We start from the raw sequence: 17,580 nt of genomic DNA, 5'->3' as shown, positions 1-17,580 counted from the left end.
TCATCCGGAGCCATCGCCCATGAAACGTATCGTCCTGTTTATTGCAACCAACCTGGCCGTGATGCTGGTGCTGTCGCTCGTGCTCAGTTTGCTGGGCGTGGGCAATCCGGCGCGCGGCAGTACCCTGAACCTGGGCAGCCTGCTGGTGTTTTCGCTGGTGGTCGGCTTCACGGGCTCGATCTTTTCGCTGTTGATCAGCAAACCCATGGCCAAGTGGAGCACGGGTGCGCGCGTGATCGACAATCCGACGTCGTCGACGGAGTTGTGGCTGGTCAATACCGTGCGCGCGCTGTCCGAGCGGGCCGGCATCGGCATGCCGGAAGTGGCCGTGTACGAAGGCGACGCGAATGCGTTTGCCACGGGCGCCTTCAAGAATTCGGCGCTGGTGGCCGTGTCCACGGGCTTGCTGCAAAGCATGAACCGCGATGAAGTGGAAGCCGTGCTGGGCCACGAGATCGCCCACGTCGCGAATGGCGACATGGTCACCTTGACCCTGATCCAGGGCGTGGTGAATACCTTCGTCGTCTTCATTGCCCGCGTGGTGGGTTTCTTTGTCGACAATGTCCTGTTGAAAAATAACAACCGCGAAGGCGGCGGACGCGGCATCGGTTACTTTGTGACCGTGATGGTGTGCGAAGTGATCTTCGGCTTGCTCGCTTCCATCATCGTGGCCTGGTTCTCGCGCCAGCGTGAATTCCGCGCCGACGCCGGTTCCGCCAAGCTGCTGGGCAGCCCCACGCCGATGATGCATGCGCTGGCCCGCCTGGGCGGCGTGCCGCCGGGCGAGTTGCCGCAATCGATGCAGGCGCTGGGCATCAGCGGCGGCAATGGCGGCTGGGGCGCGCTGTTCGCCACCCATCCGCCGCTCGAACAACGCATCGCCGCGCTGCGCAGCGTACAATAATGCCAACTTAACAAGCTGGTTCGCCAGAACGCTTACACATGAGTCAATTTTTTCATATTCACCCCGACAATCCGCAATTGCGCCTGATCAAGCAGGCGGCGCAGATCATCCAGTCCGGCGGCGTGGTGGCCTTGCCCACCGACTCCTGCTACGCGCTGGTGTGCCAGCTCGACGACAAGGGCGCCGTCGAGCGCCTGCGCCGCATCCGTGGCGTGGATGAAAAGCACCATTTGACCTTGCTGTGCCGCGACTTGAGCGAGCTGGGCGTGTATGCCCGCGTGGACAACCGCCAATTCCGCCTGCTCAAGGCGGCCACGCCCGGCGCCTACACGTTCATCCTGGAAGCGACGAAGGAAGTGCCGCGCCGCCTCAGCCATCCTTCGCGCAAGACCATCGGCCTGCGCGTGCCGCAGCACCGCATCGTGCAATGCCTGCTGGAAGAGCTGGGCCAGCCCCTGCTGGGTGCAACCCTGACCTTGCCGGGCGACGAAGACAGCCTGACGGATGCCGACACGATCCGCGAACGGCTGGAAAAACTGGTCGACCTGATCGTCGACGGCGGCGTCTGCGCGCATGGTCCCAGCACCGTGATCGACCTGACGGGGCCGGAGCCGGAAGTGGTGCGCGTGGGACGGGGCGACCCGGCCGTGCTGGGTTTGTAGAGGGGCACGGCGCGCCCGTTGCGGCGCCGGTCTTCACCTGTTCTTAATGACAACGTAAGAAAGGGGCTGGGACTGCTCTGGTAGAATCGCGGTCATGAGCGATTTCAATACGATAGTCCAGACCGTTGCGGTCTACCTGGTGCCGGTGCTGTTTGCCATTTCCCTGCATGAGGCGGCGCACGGCTACGCGGCCCGCTATTTCGGCGACCCCACGGCCTCGAACGAGGGCAGGCTGAGCCTCAATCCCATGCGGCATATCGACCCTTTCGGCACGATCTTGCTGCCCTTGATGCTGTATTTCACGATCCAGGTGCCGTTCGGCTATGCCAAGCCGGTGCCCGTCGATTTCAGCCGCCTGCGCAATCCGAAGAAGCAGATGGCCTGGGTGGCGTTTGCCGGGCCTGGCGCCAATTTCGTCATGGGCCTGGGCTGGATGATCGCCTTTGTCGTGCTCAGCGTCCTGCCGCCGACGGAAATGGGCATGTTTTTCCGCAAGATGGCGGGCGCCGGCGTCAGCGTGAATGCGGCCATGTTCGTCTTTAACCTGATTCCCGTGCCGCCCCTCGATGGCGGACGCATCATGACGGGCTTGCTGCCGATGCAGCTGGCGCGCCCTTACGCCAGCATCGAGCGCTACAGCCTGTATGTCTTCGGCGCCCTGGTGCTGCTGATGTACACGGGCATCTTGAACCGCGCCTTGCTGGCGGCGATCGAATTTGTCATCGGCATTTTTGTCACCCTGGTCACGCCCCTGACGGCGATATTGACTTGATGCCCGCAACTGGATGTACGCACATAATTGATGGAAGTACCGATGCAAGTAACTGAACCAATATTAGAAACCGAAGCGATTTCCGGCTGGCTGCGCCGCTGGGCGCCCCTGATCCCGGGCGGCGAGGTGCTGGACCTGGCCTGCGGCGCAGGCCGCCACGCGCGCCACCTGGTAAGCCTGGGCCACCCCGTGATCGCGCTCGACCATGATCCGGAAATGCTGGAAAAGGCGGCTGGCACGGGCATCACTACCTCGCTGGTGGACCTGGAAGCGTCGGGCGCCGTGTGGCCTTTCGCTCCCGGCCGCTTTGCCGGCATCGTCGTCACCAATTATCTGCACCGGCCGCTGCTGGAAGCCATGGTGGCCAGCCTGGCGCCCGATGGCGTGCTGCTGTATGAAACGTTTGCCGAGGGCAATGAGCAGTTCGGTAAACCGTCGAATCCGAAATTCCTGCTGAAGGAAGGCGAAATGCTGACCTGGGCGGTGCAGCACGGCTTGCGTGTGGTAGCGTATGAGGATGGGCGCGTGGAACAGCCAAAAGCTGCTCTGGTGCAACGAATTTGCGCCGTCCGGCCGGATTTTCCACGGTTGGCAGCCCTGCTGCCGACGTTTTGAGCGGCCATACTATGTCAGAATGCACCACAGGCGCGGGCTATCCGCTACAATCGTTGTTTTATTTATCGGCGCTATAAACTTACTATGATCAAGGGCAGCATTGTAGCAATCGTCACCCCGATGCACGCAGACGGCAGTCTGGACTTTCCAGGTCTGCGCAAGCTGATCGACTGGCATATCGCCGAGGGTACGGACGGCATCGTCATCGTTGGCACGACGGGCGAATCGGCAACAGTCAGCGTGGAAGAACACTGTGAACTGATCCAGTTGACCGTCGAACATGCCAAGGGACGCATTCCTATCATCGCCGGCGCCGGAGGCAACTCCACGGCCGAGGCCATCAAACTGACGCGCTACGCGAAAGAAGCGGGCGCCGATGCTGTCTTGCAAGTGGTGCCGTACTACAACCGTCCTACCCAGGAAGGCATGTACCAGCACTTCAAGGCCATCGCCGAAGCCGTCGACATTCCCGTCATCCTGTACAACGTGCCTGGCCGTACGGTTGCCGACATGAGCAACGAGACCATCGTGCGCCTGTCCGCCATCCCGAATATCGTCGGCGTGAAAGATGCGACCGGCAATATCGGCCGCGGCATCGACCTGCTGCGCCTGGTTCCAGCGGACTTCGCCGTGTACTCGGGCGACGATCCGACGGCCATGGCGCTGATGTTCTGCGGCGGCCACGGCAACATTTCCGTGACGGCCAACGTTGCGCCGCGCGCCATGCACGAACTGTGCGTGGCAGCCATGGCGGGCGAGCGCGCCACGGCGATTGCCATCAATAACAAAGTGTTCCCTTTGCACCAGAAATTGTTTGTCGAGCCCAACCCGGTGCCCGTCAAATGGGCGCTGGCCGAAATGGGCCTGATGCCAGCCGGCATACGCTTGCCACTGGTACCGCTGGCTGAAAATTGCCATGCCACCGTGCGCGATGCCTTGCGCGACGCTGGCATCCTGTCTTAAGCCGAACTTCAAGCCCGGGCTTGACCAGCCCGGACCTTTCCTGATTCCAGCTGCTACTTAGCTTCTTATCCAGTTACGACATGACTAATTGCAAGAAAACCAAACCGGCGCCTGCCACCATCGCCGTCCGCGGCATCGTCATCGGCGCCGTCGCAGCCAGCCTCGCGGGCTGCGGCATGATCAGTTCGGTAGTCGGCGGCGACAAGGTCGACTACAAGTCGGTCAAGAAAGCCAGCACCCTGGACGTGCCGCCTGACCTGACGCAATTGCAGCAGGACAACCGTTATTCCTTGCCGGATTCGAAAAACGGCGTGGCCACGGCTTCCGGCTACAACGCGCAGCGCAACGCCACGGCCGGCACGCCCGTCATCGTGGGCGCCGACGGCGTGGTGGGTGTCGTGCCCGTCACGGCCGGCGGCGTGAAGGTCGAGCGCGCGGGCAACCAGCGCTGGCTGGTCGTCAAGCAGTCGCCTGAAGTGCTGTGGCCGCAACTCAAGCAATTCTGGGAAGATTCGGGCTTTACCGTCGCCATCGACCAGCCTACGGCTGGCATCATGGAAACCGAATGGAACGAAAACCGCGCCAAGCTGCCGCAAGACTTTATCCGCAACACCATCGGCAAGGCATTCGATTCGATGTACTCGACTGGTGAAAAAGACAAGTTCCGCACCCGCGTGGAGCGTCTGGCCGATGGTTCGACCGAGATCTACATCAGCCACCGTGGCGTGGAAGAGGTCGTCACGGGCCGCGACAAGGAAACCACCACCTGGACCGCGCGTCCCAACGATCCGGGCCTGGAGGCGCAATTCCTGGCCAAGCTGATGACGCGCCTGGGCGCGGCCAGCGACGAAGCACAAGCGAAGACAGCCGTTGATGGCGCCATCGTGCAGCCGCTGCACGCCAAGCTGGTGGGTGACGCCGCCACGCCGGCGCGCGCCATCGAAGTCGATGAAGGTTTCGACCGCGCCTGGCGCCGTGTCGGCCTGGCGCTGGACCGCGTCGGCTTCACCGTGGAAGACCGCGACCGCACGCAAGGCACGTATTTCGTGCGTTACGTCGATCCGGACGCGGTCAAGAAGGATGGTTTCTTCTCGAAACTGTTCAGCTGGGGTTCGTCGTCCGACAAGGACAAGGAAGCGCAGCGCTACCGCGTCCTGGTCAAGGCCGGCAATGGCTCGACCAGCCTGGTCAGCATTCTCAGCAACGAAGGCCAGCCCGACGTCTCGCCAGTGGCCGAGAAGATCCTGGGCTTGCTGAACGAGCAGCTGAAGTAAGCGGTGCATTTGCGGCGGGTATCGCAACCTGCCGCGCAATAAAAAAGGCTGATCCGGGAAACCGGCGCAGCCTTTTTTATTGCCTGCGTCCGGCGTTATATCCTGCGGATAAAACGCCGGACGCAAAAAAGCCGACCCGAAGGTCGGCTTTTCCTAGTGCAGGGTGCTAAATTACTTAGCAGCCGATGCAGCAGCCGAAGCAGCCGAAGCAGCGTCGGTAGCGGCCGAAGCGGCAGCCGAAGCAGCAGCAGCAGCGTCGGTAGCGGCCGAAGCAGCAGCGTCAGCAGCAGCAGCTGGAGCAGCTTCAACTGCTGGTGCTGGTGCTGGGGTTTCAACTACTGGTGCTGGTGCAGGAGCTTCTTCTTTTTTGCTGCAAGCAGCCAGAGCAACAACCATCAGGGAGGCGATCAGCAGGGATTTTTTCATTTGTTTTCCTTAATTATTTCAAAAAATAAATCAATATTGTTGCGATGAATAATTACCGGTAATTATCGCTCGTTAGGTCGTCTTCGAAGGCTTTTCGTACCAGGTGGTGCCTGCCAGACAACGGAAACTTCCTAACCGAATATTATAGCGATTTTTGGTGCGTCGCAATAGGAGCAAGAGGCAAATTCGCAACTATTTTGTGATATCGCAATATTTGCCGAAGCAAATTGCAAGCAAGTGTAAGCGATTTGCGAAAGCGCGACAAAACGATATAAAAATAATATGTTTTATTGCGCTAACGCAGATGCTGTTATTTTACCTACTGTAATACCACTTTGCTACGCCGCCCCCATTCAAGCCAGTTCGAGCCAGCCATCCTGATACCACGTATATAACGCATCCATCACGTCATCGGAAGCCTGGGCCACGGCGGCGCCATCGAGGGCGCGTTCGTTGGCCAGGGTTTCCAGGGCCGCTTTATCGGCCTTGCCAATGGCAAACGATTCGCCATTGATGAAGACATTCTTGCCACGATACAGCATCAGGGTCTTGCGCGACAACACGACACCCTTTTTCTGTGCGGCGTCCGCGAAGCGGCCTACCGTCAGCGGCTTGGACAGCGGCGTGAAAAATACATTGTGCTTCGGTTCCGACAGGTGTTCACCGAGGAAAATGGTCACGTCTTCTTCCGTGAAGCGCACCTTGTTCATTTCTTCCGCGATGGTGCTGAGCATTTCACGGGGGATTTCCGCCGGTTTGCCCGACGCTTTCAAGTCCGGATCGCTATAGATGCCCGGCAAGTCGATCGAGTCGGCCATGAATTGCAGGAACGCTTCGCCCAGCTCCTGGAACGTGGGCGAGCGGAAGCCGATCGAATAGGTCTGGCAATCGCCGATGGCCACGCCGTCGTGCGCGTAGTGGGGCGGCAGATACAGCATGTCGCCCGGTTCCAGCGTGAATTCTTCATCGGGCGTGAAGTTGCTGAGGATTTTCAGCGGCAAGCCGTCGATCAGGCTCAGGTCTTTCTGCGCGCCGATGCGCCAGTGGCGCTTGCCCTGGCCTTGCAGCAGGAATACGTCATAGGAATCGAAATGCGGGCCCACGCCGCCGCCATCGGTGGCAAAGCTGACCATCAGGTCGTCCAGGCGCGCGTCCGGCAGGAAGCGGAACTGGCGCAGCAGGGCATCGGCCTTGGCGCTGTGCAGGTTGGCGCCCTGCACCAGCAGGGTCCATTCCTTCTGTTTCAGCGAGGGCAGGCTGGTCAAAGGGCCTTGCTGCATGTTCCAGTGGCCATCCGCATGGCTGACCAGGCGCGATTCGACGTGATCGAGGGTAGCCAGCTCGGCCAGGGCCTTGAAATCGAACAGCGCCTTGAAGCCAGGCACGGCTTGACGGATCAACAAGGGTTTTTTATGCCAGTAGTCGCGCAGGAATTGCGCCGGCGTGATATCGCCGAGGAGAGTTAATGTTTTCATGCGCCCATTATAACAACCGGAAATGCAGGAATGCGCCTGCCGTTGGCGGCGTGAAGGTATAATTTGCCAGCTTATACAATGAAAGGAAGCATAATGAAGATTGCCAAAAATACGGTCGTGACTGTCAACTACAAACTGTCAGACGCGCAAGACAATCTGATCGAAGACGGCCGTCAGCCGATGGTCTACCTGCACGGTGATTATGAAAACACCCTGCCGAAGATCGAAGAAGAGCTCGACGGCAAGGAAGTTGGCTATTCCAACACGATCCAGATCGAACCGGATGATGCTTTCGGTGAATACGATCCAGCCCTGGTGAAGGTCGAGCCGCGCAATCGCCTGCCTGAGCCGCTGGAAGTGGGCATGCAGTTCGAAGGCATGCCGGAAAGCGATTCGCCGGATGAAGAAGCGATGATCTTCACGGTCACCGATATCGCCGACGACAAAGTCGTGCTGGACGGCAACCATCCACTGGCCGGCATCGCGCTGCGCTTCTCGCTGACCGTCGCCGACGTGCGCGAAGCCACCGAAGAAGAAATCGCCCATGGCCACGTGCATGGCGCACACGGCCATGACCATGGCGATGAAGATGATGAAGGCGAAGGCGAAGAGGGCGACCACTTCCGTACGCATCCGATTCATTAATACTGCTTGTTCCAGGCCGGCTCTATGCCGGCCTGTTCGTTTGTGCGCTGTTATTAACGGCGCACAGTCGACGCCTTGGTTCGCGCTTGCGTCGATGGCCGCGTGGCGCGTTGACGTACCTCAAAGAAGGGCGTCTTGCCGGGCCGGACGGCGATGGCGGACCAGTCGTTGTCGATGCTGACGTGGCCCAGGTTGCCTTTCCAGCTGATTTTCGGCCCGCCTGCCCTGGCTGCGGCCTTTTTACTTTTTCCCTCCTTGCCATCCGCGTCGCCATCGCGCTGCGTATCGACCAATAACACCTTGCCGCTGAACTTCTTGGCCAAAGTGCGGATCTGCTTGCGCGGTCCGGCAAAGCCATCCTGTTTCGAACTGAAGCTGGGCAGCAGCGAATTGTCGTCTTCGTCCAGCACGCCCACGTCGCCATCGGAAAACAGCACGATGCCGTCGAGCTGCTTGCGCTGCGCCATGGCGAACAGGCGTTGTAGCCAGGAACGGTTGGCGACCAGGCGGTCTTCGAATTCGCTGTTGCGTCCCGCTTCCGGCAGGAAATGGTTGTTATTCGCGGGCAGATTCACGGTGGCAAACAGCACGCCGCCGTATTCCCAGTGGGCATTTTCCGCATAGCTGCGGAATTTTGCCGTCGATGACAGTCGCGACAGGGTCAGCTTGTGCTGGCCCAGGCTCTGGTCATCGGCGAAATACACGTCGCGCAAGCGGTTCAGGCGTTCGATGGCGTTGACCCTGCCGCGCGAATTGCGGCAGTTGGCCCAGTCGCTTGCCGACAGCGAGACGATCAGCGGCGGGCCGCTGGCGTCGAGCAAGTCCTTGCGCTGGCCATATAGCTTGTCGCTGCACGATTCGCTGGCGGCCTTGATGCCGGTGGCCACGACGAAGGAGGCATTGAAGGCGCTCGTGTCGGCGATGGCTTTTTTCAGGGGGCCATCGTCCGGCCCCGCGTTGAAGGAGTGGCCCAGCACGGCAAACTCGAAGCCGGCCTGGTCGGCGGGGGCCGCCACCGCCGCTTGCCATGGCAGGCTGGCAGCGAGCAAGCCGGCGGCCAGCAAGCGTATCGAGCTGCGCCGGAAGGTCATGCGGCGGCCAGCCGTTTCAATTGATACAGCTGCTCCAGCGCGTCGCGCGGCGTGAGCGCATCGGGGTCGAGGTCGGCGATGGCGTCGAGCAAGGCTTGCTGCGCCGCGTTCAGCGCGGCCAGCGGCGCCGCCGCTTCCTCTTCTTCCTCTTGCGCATACGGATCGGCGGAAGGCAGCGCGAACAGGTCGCGTTGCGGCGTGGCGTCGAGCGCCTGCGCTTCCAGGCGCGCCAGGTGCTTGCGCGCCGCCTTGATCACGGGCTGCGGCACGCCAGCCAGCTGCGCCACCTGCAAGCCATAGCTTTGCGAGGCGGGACCGGCTTGCACGGCGTGCAGGAAGACGATGCTGTCCTTGTGCTCGACGGCGGACAAATGCACGTTGGCGGCGCTCGGATGACTGTCCGGCAATTGCGTCAGCTCAAAGTAATGTGTGGCAAACAGGGTGAAACTACGGCTGGTGTCGATCAAATGGCGCGCGATGGCCCACGCCAGGGCCAGGCCGTCGAAGGTGGAGGTGCCGCGGCCCACTTCATCCATCAGCACCAAGGAATGCTCGGTGGCGCCGTTCAGGATGGCGGCCGATTCCGTCATTTCCACCATGAAGGTCGAGCGCCCGCCCGCCAGGTCGTCGGTGGCGCCGATGCGCGTGAAGATGCGGTCGATGGGGCCGATGGTGGCGGACGCGGCCGGCACGTAGCTGCCCACGTAGGCCAGCAGGGTGATGAGTGCCACCTGGCGCATGAAGGTCGATTTACCGCCCATGTTCGGGCCGGTGATCAACAGCAGCCGGCGCTCGTTGACGAAGCGGCAATCGTTGGCGATGAAGCGTTCGATCTGCTTTTCCACCACGGGGTGGCGGCCTTCGACGATGTTGATGCACGGCTCGTCGACCAGTTGCGGCGCGGCCCAGTTGTGCTGCTGCGCATGTTCCGTCAGCGCATTCAGGGTGTCGAGCTGGGCCAGACCCTGCGCAATCGTCTGCAGGGTGCCGATGTGCGGCGCCAGTTCGGCCAGCAGCAGGTCGTACAGCAGTTTTTCGCGCACCAGCGCCTTGTCCTGCGCCGACAGGGCCTTGTCTTCGAACACTTTGAGTTCGGGCGTGATGTAGCGCTCGGCGTTTTTCAGGGTCTGGCGGCGGCGGTAGTCGTCCGGCACCTTGTCCGTCTGGCCGTGCGTGACTTCGATGTAGAAGCCATGCACCTTGTTGTATTCGACGCGCAGGTTGGCGATGCCCGTGCGTGCCCGTTCGCGCGTTTCCAGGTCGAGCAGGAACTGGCCCGCGTTTTCCGACAGCGCGCGCAATTCGTCGAGTTCCGCGTCGAAACCGGTGGCAAAGACGCCGCCGTCGCGCACCATGGCGGCCGGTTCCTGCGCCACGGCGCGCACCAGCAAGTCCAGGCAGGCGGTCGGCGTGGCCAGGGCAGCATGGATGGCGGCCAGCAAACCGCTTTCGCCGCCCTGGCCGGGACCATAACAACGGACCACGTCGCCGCGCAGGGCCGGCAGTTGCAGCAAGCCGTCGCGCAGGGCGGCCAGGTCGCGCGGACGGGCCGACAGCAGCGCGATGCGCGTAGTGATGCGTTCGATGTCGGGCACTTGCGCCAAGGTGGCGGCGAGCGGACCGGCCGCTTCGCTTTGTGCCAGCGCGGCGATCGCTTCATGGCGCGCGCGGGCCACGTTCTGGTCGCGCCGCGCATGGTGCAGCCAGTGGCGCAGCATGCGCGAACCCATGGCCGTGCGGCAATGATCCAGCAGGGAAAACAGCGTCGGCGATTCCTGGCCGCGGATGGTTTCCGTCAATTCCAGGTTGCGCCGCGTGGCCGCATCCAGGCCGATGAATTCGCTTTCCGTTTCCGTGATCAAAGAGCGCACGTGCTGCAAGCCGCGGCCCTGCGTCGATTGCGCATAGCGCAGCAGCGCGCCGGCCGCGCCGAATGCGGCGCCGAGGCCGTCGGCGCCAAAGCCCGTCAAGGTCGCCACGCCCAATTGGTCGAGCAGGGCCTTGTGGCCGCCCACCACGTCGAAATGCCAGTCCGGCACGCGGTTGACGTGCGTGCCCGCGTAATCGTCGAACAGGTTGCCGTTGTCGCCGCTCAAGATTTCGGCCGGCACGATGCGTTCCAACTCCTGCTGCAGGCGTACGGCCACGGTGGCGCTGTCGCCGGAAAACTCCATCAGCTTCAAAGCACCGCTGGCCAGCGACAGCCAGGCCAGGCCAGTGGTGACCGTCTTGCGCTGCGTGATGCTGCACATGGCCAGCAGCGGGCGCTCGGCCTTCTCGGGCAGCAAGTCCGCATCCGTCAGGGTGCCGGGCGTGACGACGCGCATGACCTTGCGCTCGACGGGCCCCTTGCTGGTGGCCGGGTCACCGATCTGTTCGCAAATGGCCACCGACTCGCCCAGCTTGACCAGCTTGGCCAGGTAGCCATCGAGCGAATGAAACGGCACGCCGCACATCTTGATCGGATTGCCGCTGGCCACGCCGCGCGCCGTCAGGGTAATGCCCAGCAGGCGCGAGGCTTTTTCCGCATCCTCGAAAAACAGTTCGTAGAAATCGCCCATGCGATAGAAGACCAACATCGTCGGGTGGTTTTCCTTGATGCCCATATATTGTTGCATCATGGGCGTAAGCTTTTCAGCCGAATTTTTCTTTGCCGCGGCGGCGTTGATTTCTTTTGGGACGGTGGTCATGTGTTCTTTGTCGTTGGTCCGGCGGCCGGAAAATGCGTGCCTGCCGGGCTGTGGGTGGTGCTGTGTGCGTGCCAGGCCGCGCCAGTGGGCGCAGCTTGGGTTAAGGCCGTCATTTTACCGCTTTCGGCGGGTGGGGCGGCGTATTGCGTGCGGGTGTGAAAAAGCCGCATCGACCGGAGGTACGTTGCTTCCTATCTAGAGTGCTAGTGTTGGCGCAAGCGATAGGGCAGTGGGTGAGGGCTTGGAGCAATATCTGCCATGGATACAGCCGCTCATGATCAACAAAGGGACTGTGGCGCGGGCATTGTGCAGGGACGGTAGAGTACCTTCCATTGCCTGTATCAGGAAGCATGCAGCGGCAATGGAAGGAGGAAGTGCGCTACGGATTTGCGCACCAATGTTCTTACATGCCAGAAGAGCCGCCGACCGAGCTTTCCGGATCGAAGGAGAAGACGCGTAGTTCCGGTTGGACGTCCTCGCCGCGCATGATGCGTACCGTCATGACGAACGACAATTCCCAACGGCCTGCTGCATAGCCTACGTCCAAATTGTGTTTCCACTCCTGGCGGATGCGGTGCAGAGGTGTCTGATCGGGTTCGCCCAACAACTGCTGGATCTCGAAGTCCAGCGGCAAATGATAAGTAGCGCCTACAGCTTGCAAAAATGGCGATGGCGGCGAATAAATGGTTGGTACTTTCGGGCCGATCTGCGTCAGTTGCGGTACGGTGATAATGCAGCAGTCGACAATTTGGAATGAGGTGAAGCCGCTCTCGCTGGAGCCGCAGCAAGTGACATCCAGGTACACATGCTGGCCTTTCTGGAAGTGCACGCCGCCCATGTAGGGGCCGTGGCGTGGGTCTGCTGTGCCGTCACAGGAGGTGAAGCTGTAGTCGAGCTGATTGGTGATCTGGTCTGCATCAAAATGCACGGATAACTTCATCCAAGGGCTTACAGGCGTCATTTTTTACTATCTCTTTCAGTTAGGAAGTTGAAGTACTGAGGATCTCGTCGCAGGTTTAAAAGTTCCGGTTCTGATTCAATCAGATTGAGTGGATAGCCTCGCTTGTCGGCAAGACGTAGCGCAGCTAAGGCTTGTTCACGGTTTCCAAGGAGTTCGTGTGTCATGGCAGCACGAAACTGCACATCGGCTGTATCAGGTGCCAAGGCGATCGCCTTTCGCATGATCGCCAGTGCTTGTTCACGTGCTCCGGTATACGCGCTGTATAGCGCCATGCGCGAGTTATAGGTGATTTCATCCGGGGCTGCCTCTAATAGAGGTGCCAGCAAATCAATTGCACGTTGGTAGGAGCGCCGCGATTTTTCCTTTTGGGCTGGAATCCACCTTTGTGCATCTGCCAAGTTAGCCCAGAGCAGATAATTTCCAGGGCTGCCTTTGCTGCTGGAAACGGCATCTTCAAATGCATTGGCGGCACCGATATAGTCTCCACGGGCAAACAGCGAAGTGCCCAAGTTGGTGTAAAGCTCCCAGTGCGGTTGGATCTGCAAACCCTGCTGCAATACACGCAGCGCCTCATCGCCGCGATCCTGGCGGAGCAGGGCCGCATTTAGGTAGGCATACGAGTTTGCCGCCTGCGGATCCAGTTGAATGCTGTATCGGAACGACTGTTCAGCTTTTTTGTAGTTACCCTGCTGGAACTGCATGATGCCTCGCTGCAAACTGAATAATCTCTCCCGCGGATAAATACTAGTAGCGTTTTCGAGCAGTGGAAGTGCTTGTTCGAACTGCTTCATATAAATTAGATTGCGTATCTTGCCGTACAGTCCCAGCAAGTTTTGCGGATCCAGATTCAATGCCGTCGTCGCGGCCTGTAATGCCGTCACGCGTTTGCCTTGGAATTCCAAGACCCATGCCTGGGCCACATGCGCCAAGGCTAGTTGGCCATCCACAGCTAAGGCTTGCTGTGCACTCGCGTCGGCGCGTTGCAACCAAGTCGGATCCCGGCCATCACCGACATAACGTAGGCTATATGCCAACGATAGTCCGGCCGCCGCCGCTGCATTGCGTGGATTGTGTTCCAGCACTTTGTTGAACAAGTCAATCGCCTGTTGTTGACTGGCCTGGTGATCGAATAGACGGAGTTTTTCCATGCCATTCTGCATGGCCTGGATTTCTGAATATGCGGCATCCCGAGGTTCCGTGGACAGCGACCTGGGTAGTTGCCATGCCGCAAGTGCCAGCAGCATAGCCCCGGCGGCCAGTTTTAATGTGCGTTTTCTAGGCAAGGGCAGGCGGATGGAGACGCTGGCGGGCGGTTCTTCCTTCGCAGGCATCTCGTCGGCAAGGGGCGTGGCCAGGGTGGGCGGCTCGCCGCGCTGCGCCCCTAGCGCCTCGCGCACGTCGCGCATGGTGCGCGGCCGTTCGGCCGGGTCGTGCGCCGTCATTGCGCGCACGAGGGCATTGATGGCGGGCGGGACGGAGTCGGGCAGGTCGGGCCACGGTTCCGTCGCCTGCATGTGGGCGGCGGCCAGGGCCAGGCCGTTCAGGTGGGCGAAGTGGCGCTGGCCTGCCAGCATTTCGTACAGCATGGCGCCCAAGGCATACACGTCGCCGCGCGTGTCGGGCAGGCGGCCCATCAGGCGTTCGGGCGCCATGTAGGCGATGGTGCCCTGCAAATCGCACAGGGTGGTCGTTTGCGTGGCTTGCGGGTCGATGTGGCGCGCCAGGCCGAAGTCGAGGATGCGCACCTTGCCGTCCGCCTCCAGCATCAGGTTCGATGGTTTCAGGTCGCCGTGGACGAGGTCCATGGCGTGCGCCTCGTCCATGGCGTCGGCGATCTGGTAGGCGATGTCGAGCGCCCCCTGCAAGTCGGCCTTGCCGCTGTGCATGAACTGCCCCAGGGTCTGGCCTTCGACCAGTTCCATGACGATGGATTGGCTCGTGCCCTGGCCCTCGATGGCGAAGATGCGCACGAAGGCCGCATGCCTGAGCGAGGCGGCCAGGCGTGCTTCATTGATGAGTTTTTCCGGATGCAGCACGTCGGCTTGCGGTTTCAGGCGCTTGAGCGCCACGCTACGGCACAGCTTGGCATCCCAGGCTTCGAATACATGGCCGAAACCGCCTTCGCCCAGCAAGCGGCGCACTTCATAGTGCCCGCTGATCGTGTCGTCTTGCGGCGGGGTCTGACGCAGGGAGTCGAGCAGTTCCATATACCTTGGCTTCAGAGTGCATCAACGTGGGCGTCCAGCATCGAGAGGGGCAATGCGATGTTGGAATGCTCAAGATGATTGATTTTGAGTAACTTCCTGATTTAAAACGATTGTTTCGAATAAGTCAATTAATATTGACAAGGAGTGAACAAAAGCTGCCATTGACGGCGATTGCCATTTCGGCGCCCGGCAAGCCGTCAATGTGTTCGAACGCAATGACGACTGTTGCGTAGCATCCGATAATGTAGGCGGGAGCGGCCCGTATGGACAGGTGCCGCGCTATGCGTTGGACAGTGAGAGGAGGCAGTATGCGTGGCGTGATCCGCTTGAACGACCCCACCAGCCATGGCGGCAAGGTGGTGGGCGCGGCGCCGAAGAGTACCGTGCTGGGCGTGGCCGTGGCGCGCAAGGGCGACCCTTGCGTTTGCCCGATCAAGGGCCACGTGCGCTGCGTGATCGCCGAGGGTGATCCGCAGGTGCTGATCGACGGCGTGCCCGTGGCCTTCGACGGTCACAAGACCAGCTGCGGCGCCAGCCTGATGTCTACCGTGGGCAACAGCGGGCGCGCTTAGCCCACGCTCGTGTCGATGGCCGTGCCCAGCTTGTCGACGATCTCGTCGACATGGCTGGCGTCGATGATGTAGGGCGGCGCCAGCAGGATGTGGTCGCCGTGCAGGCCGTCGATAGTGCCGCCCATGGGGTAGCACATCAGTCCGTTCTGCATGGCGTGCGCCTTGATGCGCGCGTGCAGGCGGCGGGCCGGGTCGAACGGCTGCTTGGTACTGCGGTCCTGCACCAGTTCCAGGCCCAGGAACAGGCCGCGGCCGCGGATGTCGCCCACGTGCGCATGGCCGTCGAAACGCGCATGCAGCCGCTCTTGCAGCAAGGCGCCCATGGCGCACACGTTGGCCAGCAGATCGCGTTCCTCGATCTGCCGCTGTACGGCCAGCGCGGCGGCGCAGGCCGTGGCGTGACCGATGTAGGTGTGGCCGTGCTGGAAGAAGCCCGTGCCGGCGCGGATCGTGTCGCGGATGTCCTGCGACACCATCACGGCGCCGATGGGCTGGTAGCCGGCGCCCAGGCCCTTGGCGATGCAGATGAGGTCAGCCGTGACGCCTTCCTGCTCGCAGGCGAACAGGCTGCCCGTGCGCCCCATGCCGCACATGACTTCGTCGAGGATCAGGAGGATGCCGTGGCGCTGGCAAATGGCGCGCATGCGCTGGAAGTAGCCGGCGACGGCGGGCAGGGCGCCAGCCGTGGCGCCGACGACGGGTTCGGCGATGAAGGCCATGACGTTGTCCGCGCCCAGTGCGGCGATATGCTCTTCCAGCTCCTGGCCCAGGCGCGCGACGTAGTCGCCGTCCGTTTCATGGGCTGCCTGGTCGCGCCAGGCGTAGCAGGGAGACACGTGCGTCACGTCGATCAGCAAGGGCTCGAACTGCTGGCGGCGCCAGGCGTTGCCGCCCGTGGCCAGCGCGCCCAGGGTGTTGCCGTGGTAGCTCTGGCGGCGCGCAATGACGTGGCGGCGCTGCGGCTGGCCCCGTTCGACGAAATACTGGCGCGCCATTTTCAGCGCGCTTTCCACCGCTTCCGAACCGCCCGAGACGAAATACACGCTGTCGATGCCGGCAGGGGCGCGGGCGACGAGGAAATCGGCCAGCTGCTCCATCGGCTCGGTGGTAAAGAAGGAGCTGTGCGCATACGCCAGGCTGGCAACCTGCTGCTGCACGGCGGCGATCACGGCCGCATCCGAATGGCCGAGGCAGGAGACGGCCGCGCCGCCGCAGGCGTCCAGGTAGCGCTTGCCATCCGCATCGATCAGGTAAGGGCCGTCGCCGCCCGTGGCGATGGGATAGCTGGCGGTCAGGCTGCGGTGGAAGACATGGCTCATGGCGTCGCTTTCTTATCGGCAGGGGAGATGGCCGATTATAGGATGCGCCACGTCATATTGCAACGTTTGATGTATTTGTATTTAATTTACATCATTTGATGTTTTTGCGTAGGCGCCCAGCGCCCGCAATTGCTGTTCCGCCGCGCCGATGGCCGTGACGGCATCCGGCCCCGCGCGCGCCACCAGCAGTTCCACCAGGCTTTCCACGGCCGCGACACCGGCCACGATGGAGGGGAAGAACGAGGGGCTGTCGACGGCGATGACGATGCTGGCGTCGGCCTGCAGGGCCAGCGGCGACATGGCGCTGTCGCTGATGGCGACCACCCGGCAGCCGGCCTGGCGCGCCGCCTGCGTCACCAGCAGCGCTTCGCTCGAATACGGCGCGAAGCTGACGACGACGACGGCTTCGCCCGCCTGCAGGGCGCGCAAGTCCATTTCCAGGGTGCCGCCCTGGCCGCTCAGCAGCTGCACGCTGGGGCGCAGCAGCCGGTACAGGTAGTGCAGGGTGTAGGCGATCGGGTGGGCGGCGCGAAAGCCGGCCACGTGCACGCGGGGCGCCGCCTGCAGCAGATTGGCGGCAGCATCCAGGGCCGCGTGGTTGGCGCTTTCCGTGGCGGCCAGGTTGCGCTGCTGCACCGTGAACACTTCGGTGACCAGGTCGCGCTCTTTCCCCTCTTTGCCGGCCAGCGCGCCCGCCTTGGCCGCGTAGCCGCTTGGCCCCGCGCGCAGGCGTTCGACGAAGATGGCCTTGAGTTCCGGCCAGCCGGCAAAGCCCAGCTGCTGCGCCAGGCGCACGAGGGCGGCCGACTGCACCTGGGCGCGCGCGGCGATGCTGCGCATCGACGAGACGGCCACCTCGTCCGGATGGTCGGCCAGGTAGCGGGCGCCGGCCTGGAATTGCGGGCTCAGCTGCGCATGGCGCGCCTTGATCAGGTCCATCAGTGCCGCATAGGAATCGTGGGGTGTCGCTGCCTGCATCGCCGTGCCTCAGTTGATAGGTTGCG

General features: G+C 61.9%; 16 protein-coding genes. 8 read left to right on the top strand and 8 right to left on the bottom strand.

What is annotated here, in order from left to right; translation table 11 throughout:
• Positions 1 to 19: 19 nt before the first annotated feature.
• The 6 genes from htpX to bamC all read left to right on the top strand — a co-directional run bounded on the left by htpX (position 20) and on the right by bamC (position 5,190).
• Positions 20 to 904, top strand: a complete 885-nt coding sequence (gene htpX / locus O0881_RS09735; RefSeq protein WP_289911081.1) for a protease HtpX — start codon at positions 20 to 22, stop codon at positions 902 to 904.
• Positions 905 to 942: 38 nt separating this feature from the next.
• On the top strand, positions 943 to 1,566 hold the full coding sequence (locus O0881_RS09730) for an L-threonylcarbamoyladenylate synthase (RefSeq protein WP_077407642.1): 624 nt from the start codon (positions 943 to 945) through the stop codon (positions 1,564 to 1,566).
• Positions 1,567 to 1,660: 94 nt separating this feature from the next.
• Entirely contained in the window at positions 1,661 to 2,338 is a 678-nt protein-coding gene (locus tag O0881_RS09725) for a site-2 protease family protein (RefSeq protein ID WP_289911080.1), read from the top strand.
• Between the two features lie 42 nt (positions 2,339 to 2,380).
• Positions 2,381 to 2,953, top strand: a complete 573-nt coding sequence (locus O0881_RS09720; RefSeq protein ID WP_289911079.1) for a class I SAM-dependent methyltransferase — start codon at positions 2,381 to 2,383, stop codon at positions 2,951 to 2,953.
• Positions 2,954 to 3,037: 84 nt separating this feature from the next.
• Complete coding sequence (dapA, locus tag O0881_RS09715; protein ID WP_099666950.1) at positions 3,038 to 3,916, top strand: 4-hydroxy-tetrahydrodipicolinate synthase; 879 nt, start codon at positions 3,038 to 3,040, stop codon at positions 3,914 to 3,916.
• Positions 3,917 to 3,996: 80 nt separating this feature from the next.
• The gene (gene bamC, locus O0881_RS09710; RefSeq protein WP_251350384.1) at positions 3,997 to 5,190 is read left to right on the top strand and encodes an outer membrane protein assembly factor BamC; all 1,194 of its coding nucleotides are present in this window, start codon (positions 3,997 to 3,999) and stop codon (positions 5,188 to 5,190) included.
• 171 nt (positions 5,191 to 5,361) lie between these two features.
• Here the strand turns inward: bamC and O0881_RS09705 are convergent, their stop codons facing one another.
• A complete protein-coding gene (locus O0881_RS09705) occupies positions 5,362 to 5,616 on the bottom strand; it encodes a hypothetical protein (RefSeq protein WP_034783358.1) in 255 nt (84 codons plus the stop codon).
• A 353-nt stretch (positions 5,617 to 5,969) separates the two neighbouring features.
• Positions 5,970 to 7,091, bottom strand: a complete 1,122-nt coding sequence (locus O0881_RS09700) for a cupin domain-containing protein (RefSeq protein ID WP_251350385.1) — start codon at positions 7,089 to 7,091, stop codon at positions 5,970 to 5,972.
• Positions 7,092 to 7,184: 93 nt separating this feature from the next.
• On the opposite strand from O0881_RS09700, the gene O0881_RS09695 reads away from it, so the two are divergent.
• Entirely contained in the window at positions 7,185 to 7,736 is a 552-nt protein-coding gene (locus O0881_RS09695; RefSeq protein ID WP_099666953.1) for a peptidylprolyl isomerase, read from the top strand.
• A 53-nt stretch (positions 7,737 to 7,789) separates the two neighbouring features.
• On the opposite strand, the gene O0881_RS09690 is transcribed toward O0881_RS09695, so the two are convergent.
• The 4 genes from O0881_RS09690 to O0881_RS09675 all read right to left on the bottom strand — a co-directional run bounded on the left by O0881_RS09690 (position 7,790) and on the right by O0881_RS09675 (position 14,685).
• Positions 7,790 to 8,827, bottom strand: a complete 1,038-nt coding sequence (locus O0881_RS09690) for a hypothetical protein (protein ID WP_289911078.1) — start codon at positions 8,825 to 8,827, stop codon at positions 7,790 to 7,792.
• A complete protein-coding gene (mutS, locus tag O0881_RS09685; RefSeq protein WP_289911077.1) occupies positions 8,824 to 11,517 on the bottom strand; it encodes a DNA mismatch repair protein MutS in 2,694 nt (897 codons plus the stop codon). Before mutS ends, O0881_RS09690 begins: the two co-directional genes overlap by 4 nt.
• Positions 11,518 to 11,920: 403 nt before the next feature.
• A complete protein-coding gene (locus tag O0881_RS09680; protein WP_289911074.1) occupies positions 11,921 to 12,445 on the bottom strand; it encodes a hypothetical protein in 525 nt (174 codons plus the stop codon).
• Positions 12,446 to 12,474: 29 nt separating this feature from the next.
• Entirely contained in the window at positions 12,475 to 14,685 is a 2,211-nt protein-coding gene (locus O0881_RS09675; protein WP_289911073.1) for a serine/threonine-protein kinase, read from the bottom strand.
• A gap of 308 nt (positions 14,686 to 14,993) precedes the next feature.
• Here O0881_RS09675 and O0881_RS09670 point away from each other — a divergent pair, with 308 nt between their 5' ends.
• The gene (locus O0881_RS09670; protein WP_289904035.1) at positions 14,994 to 15,257 is read left to right on the top strand and encodes a PAAR domain-containing protein; all 264 of its coding nucleotides are present in this window, start codon (positions 14,994 to 14,996) and stop codon (positions 15,255 to 15,257) included.
• Here O0881_RS09670 and O0881_RS09665 read toward each other — a convergent pair.
• Both O0881_RS09665 and O0881_RS09660 read right to left on the bottom strand, forming a co-directional pair.
• Entirely contained in the window at positions 15,254 to 16,576 is a 1,323-nt protein-coding gene (locus O0881_RS09665; RefSeq protein WP_289911070.1) for an aspartate aminotransferase family protein, read from the bottom strand. The two genes, O0881_RS09670 and O0881_RS09665, sit on opposite strands and share 4 nt — an antisense overlap.
• Positions 16,577 to 16,657: 81 nt before the next feature.
• On the bottom strand, positions 16,658 to 17,554 hold the full coding sequence (locus tag O0881_RS09660; protein WP_289911069.1) for a MurR/RpiR family transcriptional regulator: 897 nt from the start codon (positions 17,552 to 17,554) through the stop codon (positions 16,658 to 16,660).
• Positions 17,555 to 17,580 lie beyond the last annotated feature (26 nt).

The organism is Janthinobacterium sp. SUN100 (genome assembly GCF_030397705.1).
GTDB classification, from domain to species: Bacteria; Pseudomonadota; Gammaproteobacteria; order Burkholderiales; family Burkholderiaceae_D; genus Janthinobacterium; species Janthinobacterium kumbetense.
Note: the sequence above shows the minus strand (reverse complement) of the source record. Positions and strands in the feature narration are given on the sequence as shown.

Coding starts and splice junctions, on each gene's coding strand:
- htpX (WP_289911081.1), top strand. CDS start 20: ATGAAACGTATCGTCCTGTTTATTGCAACCAACCTGGCCGTGATGCTG.
- O0881_RS09730 (WP_077407642.1), top strand. CDS start 943: ATGAGTCAATTTTTTCATATTCACCCCGACAATCCGCAATTGCGCCTG.
- O0881_RS09725 (WP_289911080.1), top strand. CDS start 1,661: ATGAGCGATTTCAATACGATAGTCCAGACCGTTGCGGTCTACCTGGTG.
- O0881_RS09720 (WP_289911079.1), top strand. CDS start 2,381: ATGCAAGTAACTGAACCAATATTAGAAACCGAAGCGATTTCCGGCTGG.
- dapA (WP_099666950.1), top strand. CDS start 3,038: ATGATCAAGGGCAGCATTGTAGCAATCGTCACCCCGATGCACGCAGAC.
- bamC (WP_251350384.1), top strand. CDS start 3,997: ATGACTAATTGCAAGAAAACCAAACCGGCGCCTGCCACCATCGCCGTC.
- O0881_RS09705 (WP_034783358.1), bottom strand. CDS start 5,616: ATGAAAAAATCCCTGCTGATCGCCTCCCTGATGGTTGTTGCTCTGGCT.
- O0881_RS09700 (WP_251350385.1), bottom strand. CDS start 7,091: ATGAAAACATTAACTCTCCTCGGCGATATCACGCCGGCGCAATTCCTG.
- O0881_RS09695 (WP_099666953.1), top strand. CDS start 7,185: ATGAAGATTGCCAAAAATACGGTCGTGACTGTCAACTACAAACTGTCA.
- O0881_RS09690 (WP_289911078.1), bottom strand. CDS start 8,827: ATGACCTTCCGGCGCAGCTCGATACGCTTGCTGGCCGCCGGCTTGCTC.
- mutS (WP_289911077.1), bottom strand. CDS start 11,517: ATGACCACCGTCCCAAAAGAAATCAACGCCGCCGCGGCAAAGAAAAAT.
- O0881_RS09675 (WP_289911073.1), bottom strand. CDS start 14,685: ATGGAACTGCTCGACTCCCTGCGTCAGACCCCGCCGCAAGACGACACG.
- O0881_RS09670 (WP_289904035.1), top strand. CDS start 14,994: ATGCGTGGCGTGATCCGCTTGAACGACCCCACCAGCCATGGCGGCAAG.
- O0881_RS09665 (WP_289911070.1), bottom strand. CDS start 16,576: ATGAGCCATGTCTTCCACCGCAGCCTGACCGCCAGCTATCCCATCGCC.
- O0881_RS09660 (WP_289911069.1), bottom strand. CDS start 17,554: ATGCAGGCAGCGACACCCCACGATTCCTATGCGGCACTGATGGACCTG.